The sequence below is a fragment of the Nitrospirota bacterium genome (assembly GCA_016214385.1).
Lineage (GTDB): Bacteria > Nitrospirota > Thermodesulfovibrionia > UBA6902 > JACROP01 > JACROP01.
Genome location: JACROP010000071.1, coordinates 1 through 11644, shown reverse-complemented (window position 1 = coordinate 11644; position 11644 = coordinate 1). Strand labels below are relative to the sequence as shown.

Genomic DNA, 11644 nt, shown 5'->3' with positions numbered 1-11644 from the left:
AGAAGGTGCCTATTCCCTTAATCTTGAAAGGTGTGAAGAGAGTCTTGATTGTCCTAAAACCTCCTTTGCCTCACCTGTTGTATAAAAAGAACCGGTCACAACTATAAGGTTTCCTTCTTTATAAAGTGTCCGTGCAAGTTTCAGGGCTTCTGATACTGTGTCAGTTGTTTTTATATCTCCTGTGTAGCCTTTTAAACCTTTTTTGAGCCTTTCAGTGGTTGCTGCCCTTTCGCCCTTAGGTCTTGTCAGTATTATTTTATCTGAGATATATGATAAAGGTCTCAGGATTCCATCTATATCTTTGTCTTTCATTATTCCTGCGATAAGGATGATACTCTTTTCAGGGAAAATTTCTTTGATTGATTCAGATAGGGCATTTGCAGCCTCGGGATTATGGGCGCTATCAAGTATTATATCAGGTGCTTTTGAAGCCCATTCGAGGCGACCTTCACACCTTAAAGTTTTGAGGCCCATTCTTATATTTTTTTCGTGAATGGGCAGACCCTCGGTTGCGAGTCGTACCGACTTCTGCATTAAAAGCTCGCATACCCTTATTGCAATGGATGCATTATAAAGCTGGTGCCTGCCTGTCAGGGGGAGAGTAAGGCCAGAGTAGTGTCTAAACCCGTGATAGTCAAATTTTAGATGTCTGCTGTCTAATGATGTAATACTACCTGAAAAATCCTTTCCATAGAGATATACAGGAGAATCCTGTCTTTCTGCAGCGGCTTTTATTGTTTCTATTGAATCGCTCTGAGCGGCTGCTGTTACAACAGGTATTCCGGGTTTTATAATCCCTGCCTTTTCTGCAGCAATTTCTCTAATAGTATCTCCTAAGAATTCTTTATGGTCATAACCAATATTTGTTATTACGGATACCTGTGGAATAATCACATTTGTTGCATCAAGCCTGCCACCCATGCCTGTTTCAATAACTGCCCAATCAATTTTATTTATGGAGAAATAATAAAAGGCCATTGCTGTAACAAATTCAAAAAAAGTTGGGAGTAGATCAGGAGCCCTTTCAGATGTGAGCTTGCGTATGTATCCAGTCATGTCTATTACATCAGACTCGCTTATTGGCAGGCCATTGATTTTCATCCTTTCTGTAAAACTCACTAAATGCGGAGATGTGTATAGCCCTGTCTTAAAGCCGCATCCCATGAGGATTGATGCAATCATTGCAGAGGTCGAGCCTTTCCCGTTGGTGCCTGCGATGTGGATTGAAGAAAAATTTTTCTGCGGGTTTCCGAGGACATCTTTCTGCAGGCTATACAGGTAATCTACAGAATCCTGATACCTGGAAATAGAAATAGGAAAGGCTGATTTTCGGTGATGGTCCTTACGGGGTATGGCCATGAGTTGGTTCACCCCCCCCAATTGCCGATAGGGAAGTCTGTCTCAGAATTTTTATAATCGACAGATTATTTATATTCTGTTTTATCCTCTTTAATTTCAAAGTTTTTACCAGTTCCATAAGGTTCTTTTTATTAAGGTGTCGTATAAAAATTCTTCACCAGACTTCCCTATCCGTCTTAATAGTTTTATTTAGTTCTATCTCTATTTTTGGTTCACTTTCGGGTGTTACTGGGTTCAAATAGTAGAGGTAGGAGCCTGGAGAGAGTTTGCTTTATATTTTTGCGGTCTACCACCATGTCTATCATTCCATGGCTCAGGAGGAATTCAGCCCGCTGAAAATCTTCAGGCAGTTGCTGTTTTATGGTCTGTTCAATAACCCTTGGCCCGGCAAAGCCTATGAGGCTCTTTGGCTCTGCAATAATTATGTCCCCCAGCATGGCAAAACTTGCGGTTACCCCTCCAAAAGTTGGGTCGGCAAGGATTGATATGTATGGAAGTCCTGCCTCCTTTAGCCTGGCTATCACAGCAGATGTCTTTGCCATCTGCATAAGGGAGAGTATGCCTTCCTGCATCCTGGCACCACCAGAAGAGGAGATGGAGATTAAAGGGAGTTTATGTTTGATGGCTTTTTCAGCAGTCTTTGTGAATTTTTCTCCAACAGCAGAGCCCATGCTCCCTCCCATAAATGCAAAATCAAGAACCACAAGCGCAACTTCATAACCGTCTATAGTTGCAGTCCCGGCAACTGCAGCATCTTTGATATTTGTTTTTTTCTGCGATTCCTTTATACGTTCTTTATAGGATGTCTGATCTTTAAAATCTAATGGGTCGTCTGAAGTTAGACCGGGCTCTATTTCCTGAAAACTGCCATTGTCTACAAGGAGGGTTATACGGTCTCTCGCAGAAATCCTGAAGTGGTAGTTACATTTCGGACAGACCTTGAGGTTTTTTTCTACCTCTCTGCGGTAAACGATCTCCTTACAATTGTCGCATTTTACCCATAGCCCTTCGGGTATCTTGACCTTTTTGGGAATTGTGCTTTTGTCTTTCTTAAACCATGCCATATTAAGATCCAATCGCCTCTCTGAGGCCTTTGACAAAATCTTTTATATCTTTGCCTTCTGCGATTAGTTTGACTATTGCACTGCCGACTATAACGCCATCAGAAATTTCTGCAACTATAGATGCCTCTTCCTGATTTGAGACCCCGAAGCCTACTGCCACTGGTTTCTTTGCAATTGTACTGGCTAAAGTTAATGTATTTTTCATGGGATCATCTATAAAGAGTTTTGCTCCTGTAATACCGGTGATGGATACATAGTAAATAAAACCTGTTGATGCCCTGGCTACCTTTTTAATCCTGTCTTCCGTGCTTGTTGGTGCAAGGAGGAAAATCGTATCAAGGCCATATTTCCTTGCAGTCTTTATAAAGTCACCTGCCTCATCAGGGATCAAATCAGGGATTATGACGCCATCAACACCAACCCGTACAGCCTCTTTGATAAATGCCTCATCGCCATACTTAAATACAGGGTTATAATATGTCATGAGCACGAGAGGGATTTTTGTGCGCTGCCTTATGTTTTCGACAAAGGCAAGGACTTTTTTAAGTGTGACACCCTGTTTTAATGCCCTCTCAGAGGCCCTCTGTATTGTGGGCCCATCAGCAAGCGGGTCAGTGAATGGGACTCCGAGTTCGATAATATCTGCCCCGCATTCCTCAAGCTCAATAACAAACCTTTCCGTGGCCTCAAGATTCGGGTCTCCTGACATAATGTATGGAATAAAAGCTTTTTTATTGGCCTTTTTGAGTTTTTTTAATACACCAGCTATTCGGCTCATAACCCTATTCCTTTAATCCTTGCCACTTCCTGTACATCCTTATCTCCCCTGCCTGATAAATTTATGATGATGATATTGTCCTTTGGAAGTTTTGATGCTATCTTTACTGCCTCTGAGATTGCATGGGCGGATTCAAGCGCGGGGATAATACCCTCGGTGTTACTTAAGAGTTCAAAAGCCTTGAGCGCCTCTTCATCTGTCGCATATGTATATTCAATCCTTCCTATATCTTTCAAATAGGGATGCTCGGGTCCGATAGCTGCATAATCCAATCCAGCAGAGACGGAATGTGTGCCGAGGATATTGCCATCTCCATCCTGAAGCAGATAGGTCTTGCATCCCTGGAGGATGCCCAGAGAGCCGCCTGCAAACCGCGCTGCATGTTCTCCTGATTCGATCCCTCTCCCTCCAGCCTCAACACCGACCATCTTCACATCGTCATCGAGAAATGCATAGAACAGTCCCATGGCATTGCTTCCACCGCCAACGCAGGCGATCAGATAGTCAGGCATCCTCCCCTCCGCCTGGAGTATCTGCTTTTTAGCCTCTTTGCCAATGACAGACTGGAAATCCCTGACCATCGAAGGGAATGGATGGGGGCCGAAGACCGTGCCCATCACATAATGGGTCGTTCTCACATTGGTCGTCCAGTCCCTCAACGCCTCATTTATAGCGTCCTTAAGCGTCTTCGAGCCAATCGGCACTTCAGTGACCTTTGCACCGAGGAGCCTCATCCTGAAGACATTCAGGGCCTGCCTTTGCATGTCCACAGAACCCATATAGATCTCACACTCCAATCCGACAAAGGCAGCGCCTGTGGCAGTTGCGACTCCGTGCTGGCCTGCCCCTGTCTCTGCGATGAGTCTTTTTTTCCCGATCCTCTTTGCGAGCAAGGCCTGGCCAACAGCATTATTAATCTTGTGAGCCCCTGTATGACACAAATCCTCTCTCTTCAGGTAAATCTTTGCTCCACCAAGGTGCTCTGTGAGCCTTTTCGCAAAATACAGGGGCGTGGGCCTGCCTATGTAGTCCCTCTGAAGGGAAATGAGTTCTTTGAGAAAATCTCTGTCTTTTTTGTATTTTCTGTAGGCCTCCTCGAGCTCAATAAGGGCAGGCATGAGGGTTTCAGGGATAAACCTGCCGCCATAGATGCCAAAATGGCCTGCCTTATCAGGGGCTTTACGGTCTTTACTCATGCTGGCTATTATAACACAGGTTTACCTCTAAAAAAGGCTACAACTTCCTGATTCTCAAGTCCCTCCTTTTCCTGCCAAGGAACTTGCCTGTCAAAGGGTTAAAAAACTGCAAGGAAAATCTACCCCTGTTGTCTCACGTAAAAATCTACTCGAAAATAAGGCAACGATTCATTTTGGAGTAGATTTTTGATGAGGCAATGCGTCTTATTGACTGTTCCGCAAGATTTATGCTATTTTAGTCGTAATTTTGGTCGACCAGAAAGGAGGTCAGAATGAAAACATTATCGCTATCAGAGGCAAAGATGAAGCTTAGCAGCCTTGTGGAGGTAGTAAACACCACAGATGAGGAGATTGTCATCACAAAAAACGGCTCACCCGCGGCTATCTTAATAAGCCCTGATGAATTTGAAAGCCTGAAAGAGACTATTGCCATCCGTTCTGACGCATCACTCATGAGCGAGATTAAAAGGGGATTAAGGGCATTAAAAAGCAGAAAATCGCACCGTTACACACTGGATGAACTGTTTAAATAATGCAGCGCCCATTATATAAACTCAGGGTTCCTGATGATGTGACATCACTTATCCGTAATATGCATCCGCATCTCAGGAGAAAAGTCAAGACATCACTTCAAATGATCCTCTCAGACCCGAATTCAGGAAAGGAGCTTAAAGATGAACTTTCAGGGTTAAGAAGTTTCCGCGTAAGCAGGTTTAGAATAATCTACAGGATTTCCAGGATTTCGTCTATGAAAGAGATAGAGATTATTGCAATAGGCCCGCGTGAGAGGATATACGAGGAAACCCTCAAGTTAGTTTTAAAGCTTAAGGAGCGGTAGAGGGTTATTAAGGTGTCACCTATGACCCCCAAGCCTCCACCATTAAGGGTAACGCCCTGTAGAACATACGAATTGCCTCTGTCTATAAAGCGAATGGTGATGCCTAGCTCTCTTCAGGAACGCTTTTGGCCCGGTGGATAAAAAGTTTCATTTTGGCATGGTCTTTTTTTTCTTTTTTTGCCCCTTCAACCCCTGTAGCCACATCAATCCCATATGGCCTGACCCATTGTATTGCTTCTGCCACGTTTTGTGGAGTAAGGCCTCCTGCAAGGATTATCCTGCCAAAGCGTTTTGCTTCAACAGCAATGTCCCAGTTAAAAATCTGGCCTGTACCGCCGAGGGTCTCAGGGGTATAGGTGTCAAGCAGAAATGCCGATACTTTATATCTTGATAAAGGTTCGAGGTCTGTGAGGTCTTTGACCCTTATGGCCTTTATAATCCTCCGGCTGATAGCGCACATCTCAGGCGGTTCATCTCCATGTAGTTGAACAGTATCGAGCCCGGCATGCTGTATAATCCTCTTTATCTCCCTGAGGTCTTCATTTACAAAAACCCCGACAGTAGAGACCAGCGGAGGCAGTTTGGAGATAATATCCTTTGCCCTGTCAGGGGTAATAACTCGTGGACTTCCCTTATAAAAGACAAAGCCGAGGGCGTCTGCGCCAAATTTAACGGCGGCTAAGGCGTCTTCGATATTTGTTATGCCGCAGATTTTTACTTTAACCATGATTTATATTTTAGGCTCATCTGCCTTAAACATCGATTGTAACTTTACACGATTATAACAAAGATTGTTTCGAGTGACTACAGCTTACTGACCTCTAACCCCAATCCTTCCATTTGTATTGCTCTCTCACATAGCTATGAAGCCTGAAAGGTTTTATACATTCTTCCCCTCTTTCAGGCCTCCCGCCAATTGTAACTCACAATTATAGTAAATATTGTTTTTGGGAGGACTACAAGAAGTTAACCAGCATGAAGGCTATGCATATGTGAAGCCGTAAATAAAAAAAGCCCTCCTGACAAACAGGAGGGCTTTTTTACAGTCAATTAAAGTTTAACTACATTGATTGCCTTAGGACCCTTTGGACCTTTCTCAACATCAAAGCTGACTGCATCGCCTTCAGTTAGCGACTTAAATCCATTGCCTTGAATGGAAGAGTAGTGGACAAATACATCGCCACCGTCTTCGCTTGCGATGAAGCCGAAACCTTTGGACTCATTGAACCACCGTCTATAAAAAGTCAAACAAAATCTCTTAAAAGGTATCTCAAAATCTCAATTCTTGGACAAACAATAACCATTGCGATTATGGCGTATCTATACCAAATGCCTTGATTTTTCTGTGAAGATTGCTTCGTTCGATGTCCAGGTCTTCGGAAGTTTTTGAGATATTCCAGTTGTTCGCCTCAAGTCTTTTGAGTATGAAATCTTTTTCAAAGGCGTCCCTGGCGTCTTTGAGGGATTTGTAGCTGTAATAATCAATCCTGCCCTCTTTAATGGTAGGCACGTATCTTATGTCAATGGTCTGGGAGTGGGGCGTGCTCATAATGACAAATCGTTCGATGGTGTTTTTTAATTCCCGTACATTGCCAGGCCAGTCGTAAGACAGGAGGGCATCGAGGGTAGCCTTGCTTATAGTTTTTGGCCTCTGACCGTACTGTGCGGCAAAGGCTTTGAGAAAGTGCTCAACGAGCAGGGGGATATCTTCTTTTCTCTCCCGCAACGGAGGGATGCTTATGGGGATTACATTAAGCCTGTAAAAGAGGTCTTCCCTGAAATTGCCTTTTTTTATTTCCTCTGAAAGTTCTTTGTTTGTTGCCGCTATTAATCTTACATTGACTTTAATATTTTTTGCTCCACCCACTCTTTGAAATTCCTGGGTTTCAATAACCCTTAAGACTTTTGATTGTGTTGCGATGGCCATATCTCCTATCTCATCGAGGAAGAGTGTTCCTTCGTCTGCCAGCTCGAATTTCCCCTTTTTACGCTCAAATGCCCCTGTAAAAGAACCCTTCTCATGGCCGAAGAGTTCGCTCTCAATGAGTTCATGAGGGATGGCAGCGCAGTTTACTTCCACAAATGGCCTGTCTTTCCTGTCACTTGCTGCATGAAGCGCCCTCGCTACCAGCTCCTTTCCAGTTCCGCTTTCACCTAAAATAAGGACCCTGCTCTGAGACGGGCCTGCTTTTGCTATTTCATCTCTGAGGGCCGTCATTTTTTGGCTTTCACCGATTATTTCCCATGCCTCGATCATGCTGTGCCTCAGGGCTATGTTTTCTTTTTCGAGGTGTTGCTTTTCTAATGCCCTTTTTACGAGGATGAGAACTTTTTCGAGTGAAAGTGGTTTTTCGAGAAAGTCATAGGCGCCAAGCTTTGTCGCCTTCACGGCAATGTCAATACTGCCATGCCCCGAGATCATTATTACCATTGAGTCGTTATTAAGCCCCTTGACTGTTTTGAGGGTTTCGATGCCGTCTATCCCTGGCATCCATACATCAAGAATAATCAGTTCAGGGGCATACTCTGTGACTTTGGTTATAGCCTCTTCTCCGGATGAGGCTGTGATTACCTCATAACCTTCATCTTCGAGTATCCCTGAAAGGGTCTCAAGGATGCTTTCTTCGTCATCTACTACAAGCACTGTAGCCTTTGTCATTTCAGTCTCCTATCTCTTTAAAGGCAATTCTATAATAAAACGGGTCCCCTCAGGCTCATTGTCTTTGACCCGTATGTATCCGCGGTGTTCTGTGATTATCCTGTTGACCATCGCAAGACCGAGGCCGGTGCCACCCTTTTTTGTGGAAAAATAAGGAAGAAATAGCTTGTCTTTATCCTCTTCTTTTATGCCTGTGCCATCGTCAATAACCTCTATCTTTGCAAGTCCAACAGCAGGCTCGTAATATGTATTCAGCAGTATTCTTTCTGCCTTTGCCTGAATAGCATTATCTATAAGATTTATCAATGCCCTTTTTATCTGCTCCCTGTCGACTTCAATCTTCGGGATATCTTCAAGGAATGTAATGATTGTGATGTCTTTGAAGTCCTTATAGAGGTCAACCACCTCTTCTACTACCGAGTTTATGTTGCATGAGACAGGATTTATTATAGGGAGTTTTCCGAATCTTGAGAATTCATCCACAAGGCCCCTGAGCCCATCCACCTCCTTGACTATTGTCCTTGTAGCCCGTTTCAGAACCTCTTCAAAATCCCCGGCCTTTTCATCCCATTTTTTCATTATTCGTTCTGTGGAGAGCTTTATGGGGGTGAGGGGGTTTTTAATCTCATGTGCAATTCTCTTTGCGACTTCCTGCCAGGCAAGGGCCTTCTGGGCTTTTATGATTTCTGTCAGGTCATCAAAGACAACAAGGGTGCCTATTGCTTCCCCTCTGGAGTCCTTTAAAGCAGTCAGATATATCCTCAATGTAACAGGTCTTCCATTTATATGTGCATGGATTTCTTTTTCAACACTGCTGGAATCCTTTTCGCCGAGCCTCTTAATCATAGGGTTCAGGTCTTCGGATTTTATTAGCTCAAGAATTTCTTTATAACTTTTCCCGATAGTATCAGAGCTGTTGAGGTTAAGTATAGAGCAAGCCGCATTGTTTATAGTTACAACCCTTCCCGAATTCTCCAGGAAGATAACCCCGGTGTTGATATTTTCAAGGATTGCTTCCATGCTGAGCCTTCTCCTGTCCGATTCTATATATGCGTGCTCAAGAGACCGCTTTCCATCTTTTAATTCTTCGACCATACTGTTGAAGGAATCTATAAGAAATCCTATTTCGTCTTCCCGTTTTGTATCGATCCTGAAGTCCATATTTCCGTGGGCAACTGCATTTGTTGCTTCTGCAAGTTCTTTTATTGGCACAGTAATGCCTTTTGCTATCCTCAGGGAGACCCAGAGGGCTAAAAAAACAATCAAAAGGGTTGCAATGGTGAGGACAAGAAAGTATAAGAGCTTGATAGGGCTTTGAAAGGTCTCAAGCTGGCTGTACTCATTATGCGCCCTTCGTATGGCCTCCATTTTATTAACGATGCCTCTGGGCAGGACTGTCTCAACCACCACGACCCCTGATATGCCGTCTTCTGTGCGGACAGGCGCTGCAGCTCTTATTACATCGCCAGCCTCGACTGATATTACTTCTGTGTCTGCTGTTCCATTGAAGGCGTTTTTGACAATATCAGAGCCGTCAGGCTTTTTTAGCCTGATAACCCTATAGGATTTATCAGTGAATGGAGCACTTCTTTCCGGAAGTGCTTCCATGAATTCGCCTGTTCCCGAACTGATGGATTTTGCATAGCTTAATGCCCTTTCCCTCTCCCTTGTATAGAAGGACCTTGCTACTTCCATTGAGTCTTTTATGGGTTTGTGAATTTCCAGGGAAAACCACTTGTTTATTGAATTGGTAATCAGGCGGCTGGAGACGACAAAGAGCAGGATGGAGGGAATGAGTGTCAATCCTACGAAGGCAACCACAAGTTTTGTCCTGAACCTGGAACCAATTACTTTCTGCTTTCTTTCAAAATAGAGTTTACTCAGGCCCCGGGTAACAAAAAAGATGAGCAAAAGCAGGGAGAGGATATTGATATTTATAAATATGAGCAGGGCTACCTTTGAAAAGAGAGGGCCTTCCTTTATGCCGAGGTATTTTAACTGCAGGATGGTTACTATAAAAGTTATTACAAAGATTGCAAAAACAATTAAGATGCCTTTAATGTTTTTCATCTGTTCTCCTGTATATTGAAGGAGGGTGAGTCCTGGCTGACTTTAAACTCGGTTTCACGTATAAAAAACAGGAGATAACCTATTAAAGGGGGGAGTTTCCTTAATCTGGATTCAATTGTGACTCTGACAAAATACTTGCCAGGCTCGAGTTCTTTTATATTTGCTAATTTTACATCGTTCACCGTAAAAACCCAGTTCTTCATTGTACTGTAATCTTTGAAGGTCTTTTCTCTCAGGTAAGTGCCATCAAAGGATGATGCCCAGTATTTTTCTTTCAGATTATTATACTGAATGATCTTTTGAAAATTTTTTCCCTTGACAAACTCGTTAGGCCAGAAGCTCCAGACCCTGAAGAGTTCTACCGAAAAGATAAGTTCCTTCTCAACCCCTGATTTTATCTCTGTTTCCATGGCGGGTTTTTCATGGTAAACTGTACTCACAATAATTTCATTGCCCTGTATTTTTACATCAGGGCCTGAAATATCGGAGCCTTGCGCTTTTATGGGGATAAATATGCTGAGAATGACTGCTACAATAAGGCTTATGCTCTGGTTTCTCATTTTATTGCTTGACAAGCCATGAAAAATTTATTTTGATTATAACATATCAATAAGTCGTGATGGGTAATCCGCTTTTCCCTTAAAACTCATTACCCATTACGCATAACCCATTACGGTCTTTTAATAGGAGGTTTACATGGAATTAAAGGTTATAAGGATTGGCGTCCCTGAAGGCTGCAACATAATCCTCGGCCAGACCCATTTTATAAAGACTGCAGAGGACCTTTATGAGATAATAGCAGCAACTGTGCCGCAGGCCAGGTTTGGTATAGCATTTGCTGAAGCTTCAGGCCCATGCCTTATAAGAAATGAGGGCAACGACAGCAGTCTGATAGAGATGGCTACAAAGAACGTCTTTGACGTTGGCGCAGGGCATCTCTTCTGTATAATTTTGAAGGATGCTTATCCGATTAATATTCTCAATGCTATAAAGGCGTGCCAGGAGGTGTGCTCTATTTTCTGTGCGACTGCAAACCCGGTGGAAGTGATTGTGGCCGAGACTGGACAGGGAAGGGGAGTTTTAGGAATTGTAGATGGTTTTTCACCAAAGGGCATAGAGGGCATCTCTGACAGGGCTCATAGAAAAGAGTTTCTTAGAAAGATAGGATATAAGCTGTAAAGGTTGTGAGCTATTACCTTTGAAGATCTAATCAATGAGCTATAGGATTGTTCCTACCCGCCTTGCAGCGAGGCAGGCAGATAATTTCTCAAAAGAGCTTAAAAAATTAACCAAGAAATACCCCTCAATTAAAGAAGAAATCAGAAATTTCAAATGAACTTTAAAAATAGATGTTGATTTGGTGTGTTATAAGTGTTACACTACAAAAAAGGAGGTAATATAATATGCCGGCAAAAAATCCAAGAATTAATGTTGTGCTGGAAAAGCCGATTTACAACAGCGTCCGGCATCTTGCAGAGAAAGAAGGCGTATCACTTTCACTTAAGGTCCGTGATCTGGTAAAAGAGGCATTGGAAATGGAAGAAGATATAGCTATGTCAAAATTTGCTGAAAAAAGGGAGAAAATCTTCACCTAAGCAATAGCCGTAAAACATAGTGAGGTTTGGTAGCTTTGCCATTTAAGCTTAGATACCACCCTGATGTTAAGGCTGTTGATATCCC

The 11644-nt window shown here is 43.1% G+C and carries 13 protein-coding genes; 4 read left to right on the top strand and 9 right to left on the bottom strand.

Features of this window, described 5'->3' with window-relative positions:
* Window positions 1–9: 9 nt before the first annotated feature.
* From HZC12_04345 to trpB, 4 genes are all read right to left on the bottom strand, one after another.
* The gene (locus HZC12_04345; protein MBI5025957.1) at window positions 10–1371 is read right to left on the bottom strand and encodes a bifunctional folylpolyglutamate synthase/dihydrofolate synthase; all 1362 of its coding nucleotides are present in this window, start codon (window positions 1369–1371) and stop codon (window positions 10–12) included.
* A 200-nt stretch (window positions 1372–1571) separates the two neighbouring features.
* Complete coding sequence (locus HZC12_04340; GenBank protein MBI5025956.1) at window positions 1572–2423, bottom strand: acetyl-CoA carboxylase carboxyltransferase subunit beta; 852 nt, start codon at window positions 2421–2423, stop codon at window positions 1572–1574.
* Window position 2424: 1 nt separating this feature from the next.
* Window positions 2425–3201, bottom strand: a complete 777-nt coding sequence (locus tag HZC12_04335; GenBank protein ID MBI5025955.1) for a tryptophan synthase subunit alpha — start codon at window positions 3199–3201, stop codon at window positions 2425–2427.
* Window positions 3198–4397: a tryptophan synthase subunit beta gene (trpB, locus tag HZC12_04330; GenBank protein MBI5025954.1), complete on the bottom strand. Its 1200-nt coding sequence runs from the start codon at window positions 4395–4397 to the stop codon at window positions 3198–3200. Before trpB ends, HZC12_04335 begins: the two co-directional genes overlap by 4 nt.
* Before the next feature lie 272 nt (window positions 4398–4669).
* On the opposite strand from trpB, the gene HZC12_04325 reads away from it, so the two are divergent.
* The gene (locus HZC12_04325; protein ID MBI5025953.1) at window positions 4670–4930 is read left to right on the top strand and encodes a type II toxin-antitoxin system Phd/YefM family antitoxin; all 261 of its coding nucleotides are present in this window, start codon (window positions 4670–4672) and stop codon (window positions 4928–4930) included.
* Window positions 4930–5235, top strand: a complete 306-nt coding sequence (locus tag HZC12_04320) for a type II toxin-antitoxin system RelE/ParE family toxin (protein ID MBI5025952.1) — start codon at window positions 4930–4932, stop codon at window positions 5233–5235. Before HZC12_04325 ends, HZC12_04320 begins: the two co-directional genes overlap by 1 nt.
* 103 nt (window positions 5236–5338) lie before the next feature.
* Here the strand turns inward: HZC12_04320 and HZC12_04315 are convergent, their stop codons facing one another.
* The 5 genes from HZC12_04315 to HZC12_04295 form a co-directional block, all read right to left on the bottom strand.
* Complete coding sequence (locus HZC12_04315) at window positions 5339–5962, bottom strand: phosphoribosylanthranilate isomerase (GenBank protein MBI5025951.1); 624 nt, start codon at window positions 5960–5962, stop codon at window positions 5339–5341.
* A gap of 323 nt (window positions 5963–6285) precedes the next feature.
* A complete protein-coding gene (locus HZC12_04310; protein ID MBI5025950.1) occupies window positions 6286–6483 on the bottom strand; it encodes a cold shock domain-containing protein in 198 nt (65 codons plus the stop codon).
* Between the two features lie 61 nt (window positions 6484–6544).
* Window positions 6545–7894, bottom strand: a complete 1350-nt coding sequence (locus HZC12_04305) for a sigma-54-dependent Fis family transcriptional regulator (protein MBI5025949.1) — start codon at window positions 7892–7894, stop codon at window positions 6545–6547.
* Between the two features lie 9 nt (window positions 7895–7903).
* Window positions 7904–9964 carry a HAMP domain-containing protein gene (locus tag HZC12_04300; protein MBI5025948.1) on the bottom strand — a complete coding sequence of 687 codons (2061 nt, stop codon included), beginning with the start codon at window positions 9962–9964 and terminating at the stop codon, window positions 7904–7906.
* A complete protein-coding gene (locus tag HZC12_04295; protein ID MBI5025947.1) occupies window positions 9961–10524 on the bottom strand; it encodes a DUF4390 domain-containing protein in 564 nt (187 codons plus the stop codon). The genes HZC12_04300 and HZC12_04295 overlap by 4 nt, the downstream gene beginning before the upstream one ends.
* 136 nt (window positions 10525–10660) lie before the next feature.
* On the opposite strand from HZC12_04295, the gene HZC12_04290 reads away from it, so the two are divergent.
* Together HZC12_04290 and HZC12_04285 are read left to right on the top strand one after the other, a co-directional pair.
* Window positions 10661–11143, top strand: a complete 483-nt coding sequence (locus HZC12_04290; GenBank protein MBI5025946.1) for an adenosine-specific kinase — start codon at window positions 10661–10663, stop codon at window positions 11141–11143.
* Window positions 11144–11367: 224 nt separating this feature from the next.
* Window positions 11368–11559, top strand: coding sequence for a toxin-antitoxin system, antitoxin component (locus tag HZC12_04285; GenBank protein ID MBI5025945.1), 192 nt, complete (start codon window positions 11368–11370; stop codon window positions 11557–11559).
* The last annotated feature ends 85 nt before the right edge of the window (window positions 11560–11644 follow it).

Bases quoted from the DNA above. Each gene is read 5' to 3' on its own strand.
- HZC12_04340 (MBI5025956.1), bottom strand. From the start codon at position 2,423: ATGGCATGGTTTAAGAAAGACAAAAGCACAATTCCCAAAAAGGTCAAG.
- HZC12_04335 (MBI5025955.1), bottom strand. From the start codon at position 3,201: ATGAGCCGAATAGCTGGTGTATTAAAAAAACTCAAAAAGGCCAATAAA.
- trpB (MBI5025954.1), bottom strand. From the start codon at position 4,397: ATGAGTAAAGACCGTAAAGCCCCTGATAAGGCAGGCCATTTTGGCATC.
- HZC12_04325 (MBI5025953.1), top strand. From the start codon at position 4,670: ATGAAAACATTATCGCTATCAGAGGCAAAGATGAAGCTTAGCAGCCTT.
- HZC12_04320 (MBI5025952.1), top strand. From the start codon at position 4,930: ATGCAGCGCCCATTATATAAACTCAGGGTTCCTGATGATGTGACATCA.
- HZC12_04315 (MBI5025951.1), bottom strand. From the start codon at position 5,962: ATGGTTAAAGTAAAAATCTGCGGCATAACAAATATCGAAGACGCCTTA.
- HZC12_04305 (MBI5025949.1), bottom strand. From the start codon at position 7,894: ATGACAAAGGCTACAGTGCTTGTAGTAGATGACGAAGAAAGCATCCTT.
- HZC12_04300 (MBI5025948.1), bottom strand. From the start codon at position 9,964: ATGAAAAACATTAAAGGCATCTTAATTGTTTTTGCAATCTTTGTAATA.
- HZC12_04295 (MBI5025947.1), bottom strand. From the start codon at position 10,524: ATGAGAAACCAGAGCATAAGCCTTATTGTAGCAGTCATTCTCAGCATA.
- HZC12_04290 (MBI5025946.1), top strand. From the start codon at position 10,661: ATGGAATTAAAGGTTATAAGGATTGGCGTCCCTGAAGGCTGCAACATA.
- HZC12_04285 (MBI5025945.1), top strand. From the start codon at position 11,368: ATGCCGGCAAAAAATCCAAGAATTAATGTTGTGCTGGAAAAGCCGATT.